At 44.7% G+C, this 22,223-nt stretch carries 14 protein-coding genes; all 14 read left to right on the top strand.

Annotated features, from left to right (window positions below; genetic code table 11):
* The first annotated feature begins 61 nt into the window (after window positions 1–61).
* The 14 genes from Q5Y71_RS13270 (at window position 62) to Q5Y71_RS13205 (ending at window position 22,203) form a co-directional block, all read left to right on the top strand.
* Complete coding sequence (locus tag Q5Y71_RS13270; protein WP_306042604.1) at window positions 62–1,933, top strand: CRTAC1 family protein; 1,872 nt, start codon at window positions 62–64, stop codon at window positions 1,931–1,933.
* Entirely contained in the window at window positions 1,926–2,852 is a 927-nt protein-coding gene (locus Q5Y71_RS13265) for a hypothetical protein (RefSeq protein ID WP_306042603.1), read from the top strand. The genes Q5Y71_RS13270 and Q5Y71_RS13265 overlap by 8 nt, the downstream gene beginning before the upstream one ends.
* 58 nt (window positions 2,853–2,910) lie before the next feature.
* Window positions 2,911–8,643 (top strand): SDR family NAD(P)-dependent oxidoreductase, encoded by a 5,733-nt coding sequence (locus Q5Y71_RS13260; RefSeq protein WP_371877055.1) that lies wholly within the window; start codon window positions 2,911–2,913, stop codon window positions 8,641–8,643.
* Window positions 8,621–9,079, top strand: coding sequence for a thioesterase family protein (locus tag Q5Y71_RS13255; RefSeq protein ID WP_306042602.1), 459 nt, complete (start codon window positions 8,621–8,623; stop codon window positions 9,077–9,079). The genes Q5Y71_RS13260 and Q5Y71_RS13255 overlap by 23 nt, the downstream gene beginning before the upstream one ends.
* Window positions 9,080–9,169: 90 nt before the next feature.
* Complete coding sequence (locus Q5Y71_RS13250; protein WP_306042601.1) at window positions 9,170–9,451, top strand: MoaD/ThiS family protein; 282 nt, start codon at window positions 9,170–9,172, stop codon at window positions 9,449–9,451.
* A gap of 2 nt (window positions 9,452–9,453) precedes the next feature.
* Window positions 9,454–9,921, top strand: a complete 468-nt coding sequence (locus Q5Y71_RS13245) for a hypothetical protein (protein WP_306042600.1) — start codon at window positions 9,454–9,456, stop codon at window positions 9,919–9,921.
* A gap of 65 nt (window positions 9,922–9,986) precedes the next feature.
* Window positions 9,987–11,150: a molybdopterin-synthase adenylyltransferase MoeB gene (gene moeB / locus Q5Y71_RS13240; RefSeq protein WP_306042599.1), complete on the top strand. Its 1,164-nt coding sequence runs from the start codon at window positions 9,987–9,989 to the stop codon at window positions 11,148–11,150.
* 22 nt (window positions 11,151–11,172) lie between these two features.
* Complete coding sequence (locus Q5Y71_RS13235; RefSeq protein ID WP_306042598.1) at window positions 11,173–11,790, top strand: hypothetical protein; 618 nt, start codon at window positions 11,173–11,175, stop codon at window positions 11,788–11,790.
* A 277-nt stretch (window positions 11,791–12,067) separates the two neighbouring features.
* On the top strand, window positions 12,068–12,982 hold the full coding sequence (locus Q5Y71_RS13230; RefSeq protein WP_306042597.1) for a hypothetical protein: 915 nt from the start codon (window positions 12,068–12,070) through the stop codon (window positions 12,980–12,982).
* 6 nt (window positions 12,983–12,988) lie between these two features.
* Window positions 12,989–15,331 (top strand): RND family transporter, encoded by a 2,343-nt coding sequence (locus Q5Y71_RS13225; protein WP_306042596.1) that lies wholly within the window; start codon window positions 12,989–12,991, stop codon window positions 15,329–15,331.
* Window positions 15,282–16,085 carry an outer membrane lipoprotein-sorting protein gene (locus Q5Y71_RS13220; protein WP_306042595.1) on the top strand — a complete coding sequence of 268 codons (804 nt, stop codon included), beginning with the start codon at window positions 15,282–15,284 and terminating at the stop codon, window positions 16,083–16,085. Before Q5Y71_RS13225 ends, Q5Y71_RS13220 begins: the two co-directional genes overlap by 50 nt.
* Before the next feature lie 555 nt (window positions 16,086–16,640).
* Complete coding sequence (locus tag Q5Y71_RS13215) at window positions 16,641–18,170, top strand: hypothetical protein (protein WP_306042594.1); 1,530 nt, start codon at window positions 16,641–16,643, stop codon at window positions 18,168–18,170.
* A gap of 12 nt (window positions 18,171–18,182) precedes the next feature.
* Window positions 18,183–20,855 (top strand): CRTAC1 family protein, encoded by a 2,673-nt coding sequence (locus Q5Y71_RS13210; protein ID WP_306042593.1) that lies wholly within the window; start codon window positions 18,183–18,185, stop codon window positions 20,853–20,855.
* Window positions 20,856–20,994: 139 nt separating this feature from the next.
* On the top strand, window positions 20,995–22,203 hold the full coding sequence (locus Q5Y71_RS13205; RefSeq protein ID WP_306042592.1) for a hypothetical protein: 1,209 nt from the start codon (window positions 20,995–20,997) through the stop codon (window positions 22,201–22,203).
* Window positions 22,204–22,223: the final 20 nt, after the last annotated feature.

Below are 22,223 nucleotides of genomic sequence, written 5' to 3'. Positions count from 1 at the left end.
CTGGATAGGCTTGTATGGCCTGGTTCAGCTGCCATCTGTTAGCACTGAAGAAAAGAAAGCAATGGCCAAGCGATTTGAATTTCGCCAATCTACGGTCCCTGTTGACAGCAGGATTCCGCCCGGTGAACGGCTGCCTGTGAACCCGGCATTAAAACACATAGAACCCTGGATATCCACGGTCGGAGCCAGCATCGCAGTGCTGGACTTGGACCTGGATGGATTGGAAAACGATTTATGTATTACTGATCCCCGCAGCCGAAGCCTTTATGTCGCGCCAGCAATAGAGACTGATCGGCGTTTTTCCCCCACCACCTTGCTGGTTGTCAGCCAGGATTTTAACGAGGCTTCATTTCCCAGTGGATGTCGAGTGGGTGATTTTAATGAGGATGGCTTGGCAGATATACTTGCAATCTTCTTCGGGCGCTCCCCGATAATATTAATGCAAAAAAGCGATGTGAATCTGCCCCTGGAGCAGAGATTTGTCAAACAGGAGCTGGTAAAGGGCGATATAAGGGACTGGTATACATCGACGGCTACCTTGGCGGACTTTGACAACGATGGTCATATCGATGTGATTTTGGGCAATTATTTTCCCGATGGAAACAGAGTTTATGACGCAAATAGCACGCACTATCCAAAATTCCACAACTCTCTCTCGAATGCTGATAATGCAGGTAGTAACCGGATCTTTCTCTGGCAAAACTCCGGCAGCGGCTCCGAGCCATACGTGCAATTCAAAGAGGCAGATTCCGGTATGCCGGAAGGTGATGATGAGCGCTGGACCCTGGCTATAGGCGCGGCCGATATCAACCGGGATGGCGCCAGTGATTTGTATATCGCGAATGATTTTGGGCCCGATGGCATGTACCTCAATAAATCCACACCGGGGAATTTAAGTTTCAAACGCTTGACGGGTAGAAAGGGGTTTTCCATACCCAAGTCAAAAGTCATGGGGCACGACTCCTTCAAGGGAATGGGCGTGGATTTTGGCGATGTAAATCGCGATGGATACTACGACATATTTGTCAGCAACATTGCCGGTGAGTGGAAACTGGAAGAGGGACATTTTTTATGGATGAATACCGGCGATGAAGCAGCAATAGAAAAAGGAATTGCTCCGTTCCTGGAAAAATCCAGCTCTCTGGGAGTAGCTTATAGTGGCTGGGGCTGGGATACAAAATTTGCCGATTTTGACAATGATGGAATCCTTGAGGCGCTTCAGGCAACTGGTTTTTTTCGCGGAGAGGTCAATAAATGGCCGGAATTACACCAGTGGTCCATGAATCTGGATCCGCTGCTCAGCGATCCCAAAACCTGGCCGAATATGATCGGGGGAGACATCAGTGGCAATGAGGGGAACCCCTTTTATGTTATGTCCAGTGAGGGACACTTTGAAGATATCAGTGAGGAACTGGGTGTGGCTGGGCCCTGGCTGAGTCGCGGTTTTGCTATTGCCGATGTCGACGGAGACGGAGACCTGGACTATGCCGTCGGCAACCAGTGGGAAGATCACTATTTGCTACTTAATGAAACAAAAAATACCAACGGCTATCTCAGCCTTTCCCTCCTCCTGCCCCTGGACAACAACACCGGATTTTCCTCCAATCCGCGCCGACCGCTAGCCAGAGAAGGTACACCGGCCATCGGTGCGGAAGTCACGGTTACCGGGCCCAGAGGTGAAAAGTTCATCGGATTTGTCGATGGGGGCAACGGCCATGCGGGTGCGCGTAGCAAGTCAGTGCATTTTGGTCTGGGATCCGTTTCTGAAAATGCGCAGGTGAATGTAAAGATTCGCTGGCGTAATCACCTGGGACAGTTAGACAGCTGGGAAGGTAAATTATCAATAGGACAGCATACCATTTTACTGGGCAACCAGGATCAGTATGCCACAAACATTAATTTTAACCCAGTTAAGGATGGATACTGTGAGTAAATTTAAAGATTTATTTGTAGGGCCGCCAAATTTAAAGATGGCATTAATAAACAGCGCAAGTTTGGCTACCGTATTAACTGTATTTGGCCACGCTTTTCTAGGTTTTGAACAGTCTTTAATGCAAATGGTGGTCGCCCTGATGGCGGGATACACTTCAGCAATTCTGTTTGAATATATCGATGCGAAGTGTTTACAGAGAAGGCCGCGGTATCTAGGTAATGGCTGGAGCGGTTTTGTATTTTTCATGTTGCCCGCCCACATGACCGCGATCACTATATCATTTCTCATATATGTAAATGACAGCCTCTTGATGATGGTTTTCGCAGTTGTCCTGGCGATCGGTTCAAAACATGTTTTTCGCTACAAGAACGGGAATCGATATCAACATTTTTTTAACCCATCCAACTTCGGTATTGCAGTAATTTTCCTGGTAGCTCCGTGGGCAAATATTATTGTGTATCAGTTCACTGAAACCTATAGCGGATTTTGGGATTGGCTGGTCCTGATCGTTATTGCATTATTAGGTATGCGAATGAATTTGTTTCTCACCAAGCGTATGGCGATCATATTGGCTTGGATATCGGGTTTTTTCCTTCAGGCTTTTTTGCGCGGTCAATTATATCCTGTGCAAATGGCCGCCGAAATTACCATGATCACCGCTCCAGCCTTTGTGCTTTTTACCTTCTACATGATTACCGACCCGATGACTTCGCCAAGCAAACTTATACCGCAAATTGTGTTTGGCTTTTCTATCGCCATGGTGTATGGAGTTCTGATGTATTTCCATGTTGTTTTTGCCATATTTTTTGCCGTAACCATCGTTACCGGGTCGCGCGGGCTGTTTATCATGCTGAGCCTGTGGCTTGAAAGACAACGGCTGCAAGCCAATCTGGAAGGCAATGTAGTACCCTCATCATAATTAGCGTTTACATCGTAAAATTAAAGAATTGTCTTGTGGGTTTATAGGAGAAGACAAGGTGAGAGAACATAGCTCAGTGGCTATTGTTGGGATTGATTGTCGGTACGCGGGTATACACAATAAAAATGATTTTTTGGATACCGTATTGAATCTGCGCCAGCAGTTTCGGCGCATTCCAGAACAGCGTCTTAATCTGGATGATTATTACAATACCGATACGGGCGCTAGAGATCATACATATTCAACCCAGGCTGCGGTACTCAATCAATACACATTTGATCGGCTGAGTTATCGAATTGCTGAGTCAACTTTTCGGCAAACAGATATGACACACTGGTTGGCTCTGGATGTGACCAACGGTGCCCTGGAGGATGCCGGTTTTCCCAACGGCATCGGCCTGAACAAGGAACGTATAGGCGTTGTAGTGGGTAACTCACTTGCCGGCGAATTTACCCGGGCAAATAATATGCGCTTGCGATGGCCCTATGTCGCTCGTGTCGTGAGTCAAATCTGGGAGCAGCAGGATTTTGGGTTGAGCATAGAAGCCAAACATCATTTTATGCACGACCTCGAAATGCTATATAAGAGCCCCTTTCCTGAGCCAGACGCGGATAGTCTGGCGGGGGGCCTGGCCAATACCATTGCCGGGCGTATTTGCAACTATTTTGACTTTAATGGTGGTGGTTTCACCGTAGATGGGGCTTGTTCCTCCTCGTTGCTGGCCGTCACTCAGGCCTGTGATGCCCTGCAGACCGGAGGATTTGATGCAGTATTGGTCGGTGGTGTGGACCTAAGTATCGATCCGTTTGAAATCATTGGTTTTTCACGAACCGGTGCTCTGGCCCCCGAGCAAATGAGGATTTTTGATCAGTACAGTCAGGGATTCTGGCCCGGCGAGGGCTGCGGGATGATACTGGTCATGACCGAGGAAAAGGCACGTCGATTCGGTTGTAATATCTATGCAACAATTCAGGGTTGGGGGGTATCCTCGGATGGCGGCGGTGCAATTATCCGCCCCAAAGCTGAAACTCAGGCGCTGGCCCTGAATCGTGCCTATGAAAAGTCTCCCTACAACGCCGGCACGGTGAGTTACTTTGAAGGGCATGGTACCGGCACTGCGGTGGGTGATGAAGCCGAATTGCGCGCCGTGTTGAGCCTGTTGCGAAAGACAGATCGGAATGAGGCCGTTTATATCGGCTCGGTAAAACACCTGATTGGCCATACCAAGGGTGCTGCGGGGATCGCGGGTGTGATTAAAGCGGCATTGGTATTGAAGCATAGAATTCTGCCGCCGGGTATACCCACTGACACACTGCATCCACTGCTAAAAGAAAATGCCCTATTGTTGAAGCGATCGGACCGGCTCCTCGCCTATGAAGGTCTCAACCCCTATCGCGCGGGCGTTTCCTCCATGGGATTCGGCGGTATCAATACTCATTTGACCCTAGAGGCTGGAGACAGTGATTCAGATTCAGCTCAGGGACTTGCGTTTTTAAGTCATCAGGGCCTTCTGGGTGATAATCCCAATATCGACTATACCTGGCAGGACGCAAATATTTTTCCCGTGGCTGAAGCCAATCAAGATAAGCTGTTAGGGCAATTGGAAAAACTCAAGAATTTCGCTTGGCAGGCATCCAATGCCGAGCTTACAGACTTGTCTTCCTACTTGTGCGGGCGGCCCGAGATAGCAGACAAGAAGTGTATGTACAGAGCTGCGCTGGTCATCGACAACGGTGCTAAAAACGGTATTGCACTCAATAAAAAAATTCTTGACCTGATTAAAAAAATAGACAGTGGTGTCGATAGTTATTTTGATTTGGAACAGGGTATAGCCTATAGCGGGAGTGGAGCAGAAGCGCGCATTGGTTTGCTGTTTCCCGGACAGGGTGCCCCTGTTTACCCAGACAGTGGAGCTTACAAACGGTATCTCGACAATGAAGAAGCCTTTACCTCGATAAATAAGCGAGGTGCCTATGGTAGTGCTGTAGATACCGCTATTGCCCAGCCTGCAGTTGTGAGTGGCAGTTTAAACGCTTTGCAGATTCTGGAAAAATTCGATATCCAGGCCGAACTCGCCATCGGTCACAGTGTCGGTGAGTTGGTGGCGCTGTGCTGGTCGGGATGCCTGAGTATCAAAGATACGGTTTCGCTTGCGACAAAACGCGGTGCATTGATGAGTTCCGGCGGTGAAGCCGGCGGTGCCATGCTGGCCCTTCATGCTCCCAGTGAAATGGCGTTGAATCTGGCTCAGAAGTTCGATGTTGAAGTGGCCTGCTATAACGGGCCCGACGATACCGTTCTCGCCGGTGCTGTCGATAAATTAGAAGCTTTACAACAGTGTATCACGTCCGACCATTTCTGCACACTTCTTCCGATTTCTCATGGCTTCCACTCCAAAATGATGAAATCGGTCAATAAACCGTTCGCTGACTACTTATCGGAACTGAATTTTCAGGAGCCCACCAGGCGAGTTATCTCCACAATATCGGGGAGAAACATCACTGAAGCGTCGGCCTGGCGGTCGCTACTGGTAAAGCAGGTTTGTGATCCGGTGCAATTTTACCAGGCGATCACGCTGGCGCATTCGGAGATCGACCTGTTTGTAGAGGTGGGGCCTGGAAACTCACTGACCAGTACACTGAAAAATTACAGTGCGAAACCAGTTATTGCTATGGATATAGGCGGAAATTCCACCTTTCCATTGCTAAGTCTATTGGCATTGAAATTTGTCAGTGGAAACAGTGATACTGCTGAACTTGACCATCTTATTTTGAAAAAAAATGTGATGGATTGGAATTGGTCCTTTGATTTTCTTACCAGTCCCTGCGAAATGATTACTGACGATGAAAGTTTTAAAACGTGGCTGCGGGAGTGCGCAGCCAAGTCCGTGGAAGCGACCAGCAAACAGAGCAGTATAAGAGAGCAATTCGTCGCAGGTGACGACGTCAGTAATGGTGACAATCCCGCTGCGATACTGGCGTATACCAAAGAGCTTATCGGTGATCGCCTGGAAATTCCTGTAGCATCAATTCAGAATGACGACAAGATTTTATCTGATTTACATATTAATTCTCTTACTGTTGCAGAAGTTGTTTCAAAAATTGTCAAACACTTTGGCAAGGAGCATAAGGCCTATTCCACCGCCGCCCTGCTGGCCAACACCGACAGTCGGTTGAGTGAGCTGGCACAACTGATTGCTGACAGCGCTGGCGATGCCCGGGCCGTAGACTCCATTGCAGAAGTAGACCTGGAGGCATTACCCAATTGGGTACATTGTTTTGAAGCGGTTAAAAAACAGTTGCCGCCGATGGATTTGGTTTCCCGACGGGAAGCCATAAATGACTGGACTTACTGCGGAGCGATACTTCCCCAATGGCGGCAGGCCCTGGATAAGCATGGCAGGGATCCTGCAGTTCAGGTGGGTAAACTTGTCTTTTACGGACTATCTGAAGATAGCATCATCGATGATGCAATGCTGGGTGAACTGGTTGAACTGGCCAAGCGGGAACTGCATTGCGTGGTTGTGATACAAGCGGGAGATGCCCCGAATATGGCACCCCTTTGGCGCACCTGGCACCTTGAAAACAGTCGCATACCCGTGTGTTATCTGCGCTTTCCCGACGCCGACACGCGTTGGATAGACCGGTCCCTGGTGGAGGCGTCTCTGTGTGTAGGCTGGCATGAAATAGAATACGATAGTGATTCCCGGCGCCTGCAGGTACAGTGGCAGCGGATTCAGTTAGACAGGAGGGCTGCATCCTCACTACTCACCTCGGAAGACCGGCTCCTGGTAACCGGCGGTAGTTCCGGACTGGGCTATGTATCCGCCTGTCACCTGGCGAAAACCACGGGCGCATCCATTGTACTGCTGGGGCGGAGAAACCTCTCTCAAGATGCGGAACTCAGCAAACGTATACAACAATTGTCTCAAGAGGGAATTCGGGCCAGCTATGTATCTGTGGATGTGGGCGACGCCCAGGCGCTGGCAGCAGCAATAGACCTTATTCAAAAAGAGGGGGGGCAAATTTCCGCCGTCTTACATGCCGCGGGCATCAACCAGCCAAAAGTACTGGGTGAACTCAGGCAACAGGATTTTAAAACAACCGCCGGCCCAAAAGTGGCGGGACTGGCCAACCTGCTTGAACAGCTGCCCGCCTTGAAATTACTTGTGGGCTATGGCTCCATCATCGCGGAAAGCGGCATGCACGGCAACGCAGACTATGCTCAGGCTAACGAAGAGATGGCGGAGCTGATAGAGACTTATGGGGCCAGCCACCCGGATACCCGCTGCCATGTGCTTGAATGGTCTGTGTGGTCGGAGATCGGTATGGGTAGCGCCGATGGCATGCAGCGTCAATTATCAGCCATCGGCGTGTCATCAATTCCAGTGGAAACTGGGCTGGAGGCGCTTGATGCGCTGCTCAGGCATCAAACTCCCATATCTTTGCGCACGCTGGTTTGCGGACGATACGCAGGATTGGACACTCTTAAATTTACTGCCAGCAGGCTGCCTTCTCATCGTTTTCTGCAACATGTGCAACACTACCACGCCGGGGTTGAATTGGTAGCAGACAGTGAACTTTCCTTCGAGCAGGATCCCTATCTCAAAGATCATGTCTATCGTGGCCAGTGTGTATTGCCCACAGTCATTGCCCTTGAGGCCATGGCGCAAGTAGCCGGTGCGTTGGTACCTGGGGCAAAAATCCATACCATTCAGGATTTAAATATCCGCAAACCGGTGCTGATTCCAAAGCAGGGCACGGGACGTATACGCGTCAGCGCTGTGCGAGTTAGTGACAACCAGCTATGGAGCAGTGTGCAAACCGCAGAAAATCGCTTCAACATCCACTGTTATGAAGCCCGATTGCTACTCAGCCCCCAGGCGCAACAAGAGCTTCCACCCTTCCAGGCTTGCGGGGAAAATCTGGATATAAATCCCGTCGCTGATGTATACGAGCCATTGTTGTTCCATACCGGTCAGTTTCGCTGTATCGATAGTTTTCAAAAAATCACACACCTTGGAGTGCAAGGCAAGATAGCAAGGCAGCAAGAGCTTACTTGGGGAGGACAATACTCTCTGGATCTCGTATTGGGCGACATAGGGATTAACGACGCTGTGATTCACGCTCACCAGGCGGCAATACCCCACGAGAGTATTTTGCCGTCCAGCGTAGAGTCAATCTCATATATCGCCGAGAGTAACGAAACCCCCTATCATATTGAAACCCAGCAAGTGCGACGCTGGAAAGATGGCTTTTTAGTCAACGCACAATTGCGGGATGCACATGGTCAGTTGCTCCAATATTGGCAGGGTTTGACATTAACTCCCGTATCCGGAGCCCAAATTCATCAGACCCTGCATAAGGATCTTCTGCCGGCTTATATCGGCCATCGGTTGGGGGAGACACTGAATCGGTACAGTGCCGTCGACACTATTTCCGTGGTGGCAGATAAAGAACATGAGTTGGTGTTAACGGTGAATTCGAATCCGTTGAATTGTAGAGTCCGGGTGGCCAATATCGACTCGCAGGTGACCCAAGAACAGCTTAAAGACTGGTTTGAAGCGAGCGATGATAGCGGAGCTAAGGCCTGGAGCGTGATAAAACGGTTTTGGCCTGAATTAAAAAATCTCAAACTCGTTTCCGCTAATCGCGGTTGGGCTTTGGTTGGCGCTCATGGGGAGCAATATTGGATAAGCTTGATTCCACTGAACAGTAGGGATAAGTACCTCGTATTAAGTGGTATGTGTGAAGAAGAGGAATTGGAATATGCCTATTGTGAGAACCAGTGAGGGTGCATTTTTTGAATACAGTTTTTTCACCACATTTGAACAAACCAATGTGGTTGGAAATATTTACTTTGCTAACTTCGTTGTATGGCAGGGTAGCTGTCGGGAGATGTTCATCCAGGAATACTGCACAGATGTATTGGAAAAAATCAATAATGGTTTGAAATTGATTACGCTAGATGTTTCTTGTCAGTACCTGGATCAACTGTACGCATTTGACAAAGTAGTTATGCATATGAATATAGGAGTTTTGGGAGCTGAGAAGATGATGCTCCAGTTTCGCTATTATAAAGAGGATAACCATGGCGAGCGCAAACTCGTATGCCTTGGTTCGCAGGGCACAGCTGCCATGCAGGAGATCGATGGAAAAATTAGAGCAGTTGCCTTCCCCGACTCTATGCTCGACATCATAGATAGCTATGACATGATCGAGAAATAGTTATCTTTGATAATTGAGATCTGGCTGCTTTTATGTTGAGCAATAAATTCGTCATCTTACAACTGTATTCCCTATAAGGAGAATAAACAAATGAAAAGTATAAAACTGAATTTTCCTTCAGCGCTACAAAAATTTATGCCAGGTATTGTCGAAGTTGATGTCGAGGGCGATACATTGATGGATCTGTTCAGTACACTGGATGATTGTTCACTATCGAATGATATCAGCGAGAGAATAATCGATGACGGTGAACTGCGCCCTTTTTTGCGGATGTTTTTGGATGAGAGGGATGTAAAACAATGTGGAGGGTTGTCAGCCCCCATAAAAGACGGCGATGAGCTGACTATATTGATGTCGAATGCTGGTGGTTGAAAATGGAAGACTTCTATGTTTTTCTTCTAAGTGTGCATGCTGTAAGTAATGCAATGTGGGTGGGAGCCGTATTTATGGGGTCAATTATAGATTGGCCCGCGATTAAATCTATGGCTCAAAATGGGAAATTTCCTTTCCGATTCGTTGTCGGGCAAGGTTCAAATGTATTTTTTTGGGTATACTTTGCCATCTTTTTGCAGCTCACAACAAGTACCGCTCTGGCGATACTACATCCACCTGAAGGTAATATAGAAATATTCTTTTTGGGATTGCGATCTTTTGCTTTATCAATAATGATCGGGTTCACTCTGTATGGAACCTTTTCCAGTTGGCCAAAATTGCAGGTTTCCTCCAGTGGCGAAGCCTGGGCGATTTATCAATACTATATGTATAGAGCCTATGTTATTTTTGCCTGTGGGCTACTCAATACAGTGGCAATGGTGATGCTGTATATGGATATACCGCGTTAGAGATATCAGTGCGGGGAAGTCGCTAACCGCGCTATCGTTATAATAAATATTAGGGATAAGCGCCCATGTCTACAAACGATTTTTTTAAGAAGATACAGACATCCGTCAAGGAAATTACGCCCGAGGCTGCTTTAAAATTAGTTAGTGATGATACATCAAAGCTGTTTGATATACGTGAAGATCGGGAAATAGAATCCGGCACGGCGCAGGGCGCAAAGCATATTGCGCGGGCTTTTTTGGAGTTACGGATCTCACAATATGCTCAACCGAAAGATACAATCATACTGATGTGTGCCTCGGGTAAACGATCTCTTATAGCCGCCCATCAGTTGCAAGAACTGGGTTATCGGGATGTCGCTTCCCTTGCCGGCGGATTTGACGCTTGGAAAGCGTCGGATTTGCCAAGCTGTCAACCCCGTATTTTGGCTAGTCACGAACAATCGCGTTACGCACGTCACTTGTTGATGCCAGAGGTAGGTCTCGAGGGTCAACTGAAGTTAAGAGACAGCCGGGTATTGATCGTTGGTGCCGGTGGTCTCGGCAGCCCGGTGGCTTTATATCTGGCGGCAGCGGGGGTTGGTACCTTGGCTATGATAGACGACGATAAGGTCGAGTTAAGCAATTTGCAGCGCCAAGTGATGTATACGGAAGATGATCTCGATAGCGCAAAGGCACAGGCTAGCAGGCATAGGCTACAGGAGATGAATACCGATATAGACGTTATTGCCATCGAAAATCGGCTTAATAGAGATAATGTCGAATCGATATTCGAGGGTTACGATGTCGTTATCGATGGTACAGATAATTTCAATACACGTTATTTAATAGCAGACGCTTGTACCAAATTAAAGATTCCGAACATACATGGGTCAGTTTACCGTTTCGAAGGATTGGTGTCAGTATTTGCACCCGATGTCAATCCTTCTACGCCCTGCTACCGGTGCCTTTATCCGGAACCGCCGCCACCGGAATTGGCTCCCTCTTGCAGCGAAGCGGGAGTTTTAGGTGTTGTTCCGGGTGTGATCGGTTGTCTAATGGCTACGGAAACGGTTAAGTGGTTACTCGGAATTGGGGTACCATTACTCGGTCATGTATTAAGCATTAATGCTCTGAACATGACTTTTAAGAAATTGCCGATTGAGGCAAATATGGAGTGTCGGTGGTGTAAAAGCAGTACTGAAAAATATCCCGACTACGCTGAAATACAACCTATTGCTTGTGCGCTGTAAAAATAAAAATGAGGAGTAAACTATGAATGATTTTTCTTTAACTCGTGTGAGTAATATAAACCATCTTAAAGCGTTTATCGCGGGCAGTAGTTATCCGGTTATGTTTTTACCGTTGTTTGTTTTTGGTCAAATGCACCGCATACATCCTATAGACTTAAGCAATCCGAATGGGGTTATCCGCCCACTAATTATAGAAAATATGCTGATTGTGCCGGCGTTATACTTTGGCATATGGAATATGTTATTTTTGTGGATTAGTAACATGTACAGCAAACATCGCTTCTCCAGCATAGTCCGCTACGGTCTGGGTGGAGCTACCTTAGGCTTCTTCTTTGCCACCTATGGTTTGATTGTTCATGAAATGCCTACTGAGCTTTACAAACTACCGGCTAATCTACAATTTGTTGCACCAATTAGCGCTGCGCTGGTTATGTCCATAATATATATATTAGTACAAAGACCACTGAATATTTTATTTGGTATTGAAGCCCAAGATGCTTCCAAAAGATATAGTGCCAATGGAGAGTCTCTAAGATCTTGGGGAGCAAAAATAGTTTGTGCCGGTATTCTATTCTCCGGTCTTCCTCTCGTTGGCATGTTGATCTGGAGCAGGTATTTTCCCTGGCAGTACACAGGATAATGCAAGAATAGTATTTCAATACCGACTTAAGCATATGAGCTATTTAGGTGTAGTGGATTATAAATAGTAGCTGAACTTATGAGTGATAAGAAAAATACTATATACGGACGGCCTTATCCACCTATAAGAATTATCCTAAGTAAACTTTATTTGACTCTGACATCCAGAGAATAAGTGACATGTTTGACAATATTTACAAAGTCAATGGGATTTGGAAGTTTACTTATATAATCAAATAGATAATATTTTATAATTTAACAAACATTGAGATATCGAAATGAATAATCAATATTGGAGAGAGTTGGAGAAGGATCAGAAGGTTCTCTACCTGTTTGCTATATTCGGCTTGATTATAGGTGCGGTTAGCGTTGTTATTTTTATCGTAGAGGGTGGGCCCCTTACGGGTACTGTATCCTGGCGAAAACCAATTCTTTTTTCCATCAGTTTCAGCATGATACAAATCAATATTGCATGGTTATTGAGTTATTTGCCGGTCTGGCGGAGCAGATCTCTTGTTACTGTAGGATTTATCGGTTGGGCAGTAACATTAACACTGGTCTTCGTTTTTATGCAACAACTACGCGGAACCATGTCGCATTTCAACTGGTTGACAGGGGCATTTAATGCCGTTATTGCCAGACTTATCATATTATTTGCCGTATTAGCCTGTATAGGTGCACTTGTTATAACCTTTCAAAGTTATAAATCGCTATCTACGGGGATACCTTCGGCATTGGCACGGACTATCAGGGCGGGACTGGTTTTCTTTAGTACGGGCAATTTGATGGGCTTCACTATTATAGCTAATGTCGTCTATTTGTTATTTTATCTTGGGCGCACTGATGCCAATCTATACGTAGCCGGAGAGGCTGGGCGTATACTGTTACCTCATGTGATTGCATTGTATGGACTTTCTTTCTTGAGTGTTGCCTATTGGGTTATCTCACGACTTCATACCGGCGAAAATTGCTTCAATCTAATAACTTATTGGATTTATTTCTATTCTGGGTGTATCGCCTGGTCGATATTACAGGCATATCCTGGTGAGCATACAAGTAATTTTCAGATGCTTTCATATACAACTCTTACACTTTTAGTAATTGCTTTTGTATACGGTGCCTACAGGACATTACACAGAACATCACATCAAAAAAGAGTTATCCAAGCTGTATCGTCGAATCGAGCGGGCTGACTAATAATGGAAAAGTATGAAAGTCGGCTTGCCGTTTGGGTTATTGAAAAACGCTGGTTAGTTATATCACTTGCATTAAGTATGGTTTTAATTGCAGCGATTGGTGTCCGTAATTTATATTTCACAAATAATTTTCGCGTATTTTTTAGTGAAGAAAATCCCAACCGATTAGCCTATGAAGCACTGGAGAATACTTATACGAAAGATGATAATATACTGATAGTATTGGCGCCGGATGACAAAAATGTTTTCACAAAAGATAATCTTCAGTTGATCAGGGATTTGACGGATAAAGCCTGGGAGGTGCCTTTCTCAACGCGTGTTGACTCAATCACAAACTTCCAGTATAGCTATGCAGACGGCGATGAGCTCAGTGTTCACGATTTAGTGGAAAAGGATCAACTTCTGGATGAACAATCGCTGCGTAAAATTCGGGAAATAACTCTCGATGAACCGCTGTTATTTAGGCGGCTCATTTCCATAGATGCGACAGTTACGGCGATAAATGTAACCGTGCAGATGCCGCGGAAAAATGAAATAGCGGAAATTCCTGCAGCGGTAAGTTTTGCCAGATCTATGGCGGAGGAAATACGTCAGGAAAGGCCGGATATCAAGGTTTACCTGACTGGAACACTGCTGCTAAATAATGCCTTTCCCGAATCATCACAGCGGGACATGAAAAAATTAGTCCCTTTTAGTTTTGCAGTCATGCTTATCCTGCTGGCTGTCATAGTAGGTCGATTTTGGGGTACATTGTCAACTTTTCTGGTTATTGTTTCATCAATTCTGGTAGCAATGGGGACTGCTGGTCACTTGGGATTTCCGCTCTCGCCACCCTCGGCACTGTCTCCCTCGATTATATTAACAGTTACAATCGCGAATTGTGTTCATATTCTCGGGTCCATAAATTTTGCTATGCGTAGAGGTTCAAGTAAGAAAAAGGCGCTACAGGAAAGTGTTCGGGTCAATGCGCAACCTGTGCTGCTTGCTTGTGTAACTACTGCGGTGGGATTTCTATCAATGAATTTTTCGGATGTTCCGCCTTTTAATCATCTTGGCACAATAGTAGGGGTCGGTGTACTGACCTCCTGTTATATGTCTCTGTGCCTTTTACCCGCGTTGATGAGCTTATTTCCACTTAGACCTCAACAAGGTGAGAGAAGAGGTGGTCAATTAATTGAAAAACTCGCAGATCTGGTGGTACGTCGCAGGGTAATTTTGTTATGGACGACCATGGTTATTGTGGTGCTACTTATTGCAAATATTCCACGTAATGAGCTTAACGATACTTTCTTACACTATTTTGATGATTCTATTCAATTTAGAGTCGATAGTGATTATACCACGAACAATCTGACAGGGTTGTACTATCTGGGGTATTCGATGGAGTCCGGAGAGTCAGGTGGTATTCACAATCCCAAGTTTCTAGCTGAACTGGAAGCATTTGCCCAGTGGTTTCGCCAACAGCCAGAGACAATTCATGTCAGCAGTATTACTGATATTCTTAAGCGTTTAAATAAAAATATGCATGGAGATGACCCAAATGCCTATCGATTGCCTGTTGACCGGAACCTGGCGGCACAGTACATATTGTTATTTGAGATGTCACTTCCATATGGTTTGGACCTAAATAATCAGTTAAATGTTGATAAGTCTTCTACACGCTTGACCGTGTCCGTCAACACCCTATCATCGCAACAATTATTGGCATTAGAAGAAAGAGCAAATGACTGGCTTAAGGAGAACGGCTCACATATAAAAATTACCCAAGCAACAGGTACAAATATTGTTTTTGCCAAACTCGGCATGCATAACATCAAGAGTATGCTTTTAGGAACAACTGTAGCCCTGTTGATTATTTCCTTCTTGCTAATGATTGCTTTCCGCTCTGTAAAATTCGGACTTATTAGTTTGATTCCAAATTTAGTTCCTGCTGCCATGGGATTTGGTTTGTGGGGGATACTGGTAGGGCAAATTGGACTTAGCCTTTCAGTCGTAATGGCTATTACTATGGGGATAGTGGTCGACGATACAGTACATTTTTTAAGCAAATATCTGCGAGCAAGAAGAGAACAGAATATTAGTAGTGAAAATGCCATTCGTTATGCGTTTAAAATGGTAGGCCCAGCTTTAATCACAACTTCCTTTTTATTGGTGATCGGTTTTTCAATACTGGCCACATCAAGTTTTTACCTGAACGCTGGCATGGGTCTTTTAACCGCGATTGTTATCGTGTTTGCGCTCCTTGCAGATTTGCTGTTGTTACCTGCAGTGCTTATGAAGATTGAGGAGATGAAGAATGAGAATACCGCCTTTAATCATGATCACCCTGTGTCTGGGTCTGTATAGCACTTTGTTAGATGCAGAGATTAAACCTATTGACCCAGTAGCTAAAGGGTTTGAAATTGCCAGTGAAATGATTCGTCGCGATTCAGGTTGGGTAGACCAGCGTGTGGAAATGGAAATGATACTTTCCAATAAGCAGGGAGAGAGCAGCACGCGATCGCTTAAAATTAGCCGGTTGGAAGTGGAAAACGATGGAGACAAGACATTAACTACATTTCATTACCCAAACGATATTAAGGGAACTGCATTTTTAAGCTATACGCATTCACTTGATCCAGATGATCAGTGGCTATATTTGCCAGCGCTGAAAAGAATTAAGCGAATTTCTTCCGTTTATAAATCTGGCCCCTTTGTAGGTAGTGAATTTGCTTATGAAGACATGACATCGCAAGAACTGGAAAGATACACCTACAAATGGCTACGGGATGAAACTTTCGACGATCGAGAAGCGTTTGTGATCGAGCGTCAGCCCATTTACGAATATTCTGGTTATCATCGCCAGATTGTATGGCTCGACAAAATTATGTACCAACCATTACGCTTAGATTACTACGATAGAAAGAACAGTCTGTTGAAAGTGTTAACTTTTGAGGGCTACAAGCAATATTTAAATGGGTTTTGGCGCCCCGAAAAAATGCATATGGAAAATATTCAAACCGGGAAAAAAACATTATTGATAATGAATAATTACCAATTCGAGAACGGCTTCAATGATAGGGATTTTGATCGCAGTGCATTGAGACGCAGCCGGAACTAGGAGTTTGGGCTGTCGTACAGGTTGTTCTGCCCCAGTTATGACCGGAGCAGATACAGATATTAAGATTTATTCTTTGCTAAATAGGATACAAATAGTGTGTATAGACAGGTTGACCCGATCACAACAACAGCCCCCCAAAATGATATGGGGAGAAGGTACTCGGCATCGGAACCTCCAGTGGCGATAAGGTAAACCCACTCATCCAATGCCAAGCACAGACCAACTCCAAACAATAGTGTTGCGAAGTTAAGAAGCTTGTCATAGCCATGCAAGATTATTAAAGGCACACAGGCAATGACCATCAACACTAATCCGGTATACAAATGATGGATATTATATGGGCCTATGTCGAGGTTTGTACCTGGAGAAAAGTACAGATATGTACGCATAACAATAAAGCATACAACTATAGAAGACAAAAAAAGAATAAGACGGGTTTTGTTTAACATAACGAGGTCCTTTGCATGGTTCTATCTGTAGTTTAACGGGATTGAAGATAAAACAAAACAGTGGTTTTCTATAGACCTTTTGACTGCTAGCAAAGTGGAGAAACTTATGACTCATTGGATTCGGTACGGCTTGCCTATTGGTACGTTATTCACAGCTTTGGCTCTTATGTTCGTTATTGATTTCCATGAAGGGGAAAAAATAAAGTTTGATCAAGAACATTTAGATGTCAATGGAAATGTGATCAATCCATCCACACAATCTCTCAACCGTTATTATTCTGTCCTTCGAGATATGAAACGTGTTGACGTCGAGTTTTCTGAACAAACCAAACGAATATCGATGATCATTAGATCAGAAAATGCAGATAGTGGAGATAAAAAAATATATCTCAACCATATCGATGCAGGATTTCTGATACCTCTGCTTCCCTATGCACACGATAGTGAACTGGATAATTTTGACAAGGCAAATCTTATGCTTGCCGAGTATGCAAGGAATGGTATCCAATTAAGTTATCAACAAAGCAATAGGCTGTTTGGTTACTTCAATTCCAAAGATGGTTTATTCAGTAATGCCGTTGAGGAGTATCACTATCGCAACGGCTTAATCCAGCCAAAGCCAGATTTGCAACCAACCCGCTTCAGCGTAACCAACAACTGTCTCAAACCCGGATTGTGGGAATTTAATGCAACGGATTCTGTTGGAGAAATGTATCATAGTTGGTTCGACTTCCCTAAAGATATCTATTACAGAATGATACGCTCCATAAATGAAATAGAGATTTCAGATTTTGCATTGTATTTGACACTGCGGTATCAAAAGGATCTGTCAAATGTAGAATTGCAACTGGAAAAGCTTCGTACCAGGCAAGATACCATCCTGACAGTCAAGCCTACGGTTGTATTGAACAAGCCGATTGCGGGATATTCTTCTCAGGATTCACGCCGTAAAGTGCAAAAGGAATATTTCAAGATTATTAGAGATGAACAACAGCTTGAAAAGAAATATGTGTCAGAACTCAAAAAGGGAGATGTTTTTCAAGTTAAACGCTTTGTTGCTCCTGGCGTATACAGCGAAACTCAATCTGAGGAAATACCCTTTAGCAGTGATTGGAACTTGGCTGCAATAAGCAGTGTGGTGCCGAAGACGAGTTATACAAGAAAAAATAATTTCAAAAATAAAAATGGATATATAGAAATATTTATTTATAAAGGAGCCGGTGATCGCGGTATTGTCCTGGGCAATATCCCTGTGGATCTCTTGGTGGCACAGGAAGACTATGAAATTTCAGCTTTCGGAGTCGGTATCTTCCCCCCAATGGAATCGATAGAGCGTCGCTATCTCCGATACCACCAGGGACCCATTCCTCACTACGCCTATGAAGTTCAAAAGAAAGAAGGAAAATGGACGTTGGTCAATAATCACGAAACTGGGTATGAACAGGTTTTCTTGCGACCTTTCGAGCGTGACGGAGAATGGTACTTACGAGTGAATATTGTTTCCTATGAAAGAATCGTCGATCTTGTAGAGTTGGAGTTGCCAATAGAAGGAATTTTACAAAACAAAATTGTAAATGCTACTGATGCCTATGTACCACCTTTGTTTAGGGTTTATGAAGATATCAATATTTTGTGAGAAAAGTCAGCTATGAAAAGACTTACTATAGGTGTTGCTACTGCGATAATAATCGGTATTACAGTATACTTTCCGTTGAAAAGTTATATTCTCAAGAAGTACGGCGTATCCGAAGTAACCGTTGCTGCTAGTGTTATCAAACAATATTTAGGATTTGAGAGTGAAGCTAAAATACAGCAGTCAATTCATTCTCGCAGAGAAGCGCAAGAGAAGCTTCCGGAAGCCATAGCAATTGATTCTGGATATATACCATTCAGGGATATCGGATCATCACTGGGCGAACGGGCACTTAGAAATAATAGCATGCTCTGGTCACAGGGAGGGGCCATATTCGATGCTAATAATGATGGCCGGGAAGATATTTACCTGACTCACTCGGGTAGGCCTGTATCAAAAAAAGTTGACCAACGTAATGTACTGACTGGGGAAACCGCACCGGCCAAACCCAACGTTCTATACCTCAATCAAGGCAATAATGATAGCGGAGAACCGGTTTATCGTAGTATTCAAGATCTTACGAAAAACGGTAATAGTCTATTTTTGGAACAGGAGTTGTTGATTGAAAATAAATACAAACCCCGTCGTACCCCGGATGAGGATGAGTTTTCAGTGGGTCGTATATCCACTGGTGCTATAGCAGCAGATTTCAATGGAGATGGCCTTCTGGATCTTTATGTATTGGCATCCCACTATGGCATCATGGCTCAGAGTCATGAGTTAGGATTTCCATCTTATCCGGCAAAGAACCACTTGGGTAGGGAGGCTCGCAGTGCTCGCGAAGCTTTGGTAGTCCGAACGCCTGCTTTTCTCTGGGGAGAGATGCAGGACGGCAAAGACGTAATGGTCAATTTTGGCAAACAACTTGAAGCCGAGGGGCGGAATTCTCTGTTTATCAACCTCGGAGACAAGGATGGAGACGGTTTGCCAGAGTGGAAAGATGTGACTCATGAAGCAGGTGTTGGCGGGAACTGGACCTCTACCAGCGCTGCCGTTGCGGATGTAGACAGGGATGGCGATTTGGATTTGTATGTTGCCAACTTTCTCGATCCTGATTATTGGGGGTTTGGAGCAAAGTATTTTGCCGGCAATCGAAATCAGCTCTACATCAATCGACTCGTTGACACCGGAAAGCTGACTTTTCAAGATAAAAGCGCGACTTTCAATGTGTCTGGCCTGCATTTAGAAGAGGGACTTGAGGCCAGCGTGTGGCGAGATAAGGATCAATCTTTTTTCAAAACCTCGAAGCATATCGTAGATGGTAAACAGGTTGGTGAGCAGGCTGATCACAGTTGGTCGGCGATGTTTATGGATTTTAACCAAGATCACTGGCCAGATCTGGTTGTCTCCAATGACATGAGTAATCGCCTGCGGATCTATGAAAACATTCAGGGCAAATCTTTTCACTACCTGGAAGCTTTTAACGATGCGGAATGGGATGGCTGCTGGATGGGTCTGTCGGCCGGAGATCTGAATGGTGACCTAAAGGAAGAATTATTAATCGCCAACTGTGGCAGTCAAACCATGTCGGCAAAAAATACCGGATTGTTGGTTGAAACTGAGGAGGAGTTGAACCTAACTGCACTCGCATACATTAATTATATGAAAGGTAAGAGCACCTTACACCACGCTGTGCTGGAATATCACGGAGGCAATAGCGGATTTCATGATCTTTCGGGTAAGGTGAAAGTCAATCATTCTTCTCACATACCACCGGATATGTCAAACCCCATGAATTTCACTTTACGTGACAAGGGTTTTTTTGAGAGAAATAATTTCTCTACAAGTTTACGTGCCTATGAATTCGCTTGGAACCTTTCTCTGCTTGATATCGATAACGACCAGGATCTCGATCTGTATATGGCAGGTGCTCTCGCCAGGGGTAATGACAACTTCATTGGTGACACATTAGGCAGCCCAGGTCGCCTTCTGGTTAATGAAAGTTCCGAGGGCGGTTATGAATTCACAGACAGGACTTTGGAGTATCAATTACTGGATATTCGGCATATGGACTACACCCATAACCCTCCTCGCCGTGTTGCCCCGGGCACTGGTTGGACTAAGAGAGATTACATTTATATAAGCGATACCGATGCTTATAGTTCCAGTGGAGTGGATGCGGCGGAAAGTACTATCCGCGATATTTTCCGGATGCATGAAGCTGCCAGTGCAACCCTTAATGCAGATGTAAATGGAGATGGATTTATCGATATTTTAGTAACCCATGCCGGAGGTTATAATTCAGTTTCTCCCCAGGCGAGAAACCTGAAAGTAGAGTTTGGTGGGAGAATTCTTGCTGTCCCGGCACCCAATAAGGTAGTTAGCCCCCCAACGCAGTTTGAGGAAGGTCATACCTCATTGTATATCAACGGTGGTTCACCTAAAAACTCACAGGGCAATTGGGTGAAGATTCACCTTCGCGATCAGAGTTCCAATAACTTGTTTGCGATCGGCGCCAAACTTATTGTCAATAAGGATAAGCTATATTATACACGAGTTGGCGGTTCGGCCTTTGGAGCTGTCACTACAGACCTGCATATTGGCTTGGGAGATGAAGCTTTACACTCTGTTGACATTACCTGGCCATCCGGAAGTACGAATACAAAAAAGATAGTTCTAGATGATCCAGCTATAAATCAAAAAATTTGTATCGATAGGAAGATCGGTGTTTATAGCTGTAACCTTTGATTTTTATATCAATAGTCAAAGGCTTAGAGTTTAGGCGCGATTTTATAATGCGAAAATTACTGACACGTAGGTATTTCAATTTACAAATCATATTATGCCTTTTAGTAATATAAGTTTACTGCAAGCCGATCTATATTTCATGAAAGACATATCGCTTCGCATACTTTCAGTAGGTGCTTTTTTCTTGTGCTGTTATGCTTGTCCGGTAGGTACCATTTACGCTCATGAGCTTACCGGCAACGTTGCGATGGAAAAGAGATTCTTCTATCAACCCCCTGTATATCTGGATCAATCACGACATGAAGATCCCTCGGTTTCTCTTGGAATCGAGTACTATCACAATTGGGATAATAACCACCAATCCTTAGTATCCTTTTTATTTTATCGCTATCATGATAGCGGCCGAAAACACTTCGATATCCGTGAACTCTATTGGGAGGGTGTCTCGGACATTTGGGAGCTACGCCTCGGATTTAAAAAAGTCTTTTGGGGGGTATTAGAGTTCAGGCACCTGGTAGATATCATCAATCAAACTGATACACATGAAGGTCTCGATGCAGAATCCAAGCTGGGACAGCCTATGGCGAACTTGACTCTGATTAAGGATTGGGGGACCTTCGATTTATTCCTACTACCTTATTTTAGGGAGCGATATTTTGCCAATGCTGAAGACAGGTTGCGGACACCTTTGCGCGTGGATCACAGTGAGAGTACCTTTGAATCCGGGGCTGAAGAAAAACATCTCGATCTGGCTCTAAGATATGAACATTTAATTGGAGATTGGGAAATTGGGTTCTCGCATTTCTACGGTACGAATCGAGACCCCAGTTTAATATTGGCCAAACTACCGGATTCTTCGTCTGTATTCAGGCCTCATTATTCGGTTATCCACCAAACTGCGCTTGATATACAGTTGACTACCGACAACACCTTATTTAAATTTGAAGGTTATCATCGTGCTGAAGATAACTCAGATTTCAATACTGCGGGTATTGGATCCGAGTATACTTTTGTAGGTGTTGTAGAATCGTCAATTGATGTTGGTATTCTAGCGGAATATTATTATGATGATCGCGGCATCGGAGCGACGACTCCATTTGAAAATGATTTGGCGTTCGGAACACGTATTGTCTTCAATGATTATCAAACGACCTCCCTAATTGTTGGCATGGCTGTTGACATAAAAGATACTAGTCGTATTTACACTATCGAAGGCTCCCGACGAGTCAGTGAGCATTTATCAGCTGAGTTACGCGCACAGATATTTTCAAATACAAATATTGAGGAACACAGTTATTCATTACGCCAAGATGACTATTTTGAGATTTCAGTATTATATAATTTCTAAATATGGGTGTAAAAATTAAT

This window comes from Microbulbifer sp. 2205BS26-8, assembly GCF_030731025.1.
In the GTDB taxonomy this organism is placed as follows: Bacteria; Pseudomonadota; Gammaproteobacteria; order Pseudomonadales; family Cellvibrionaceae; genus Microbulbifer; species Microbulbifer spongiae.
This window is presented reverse-complemented; position numbering and strand designations above follow the sequence as displayed.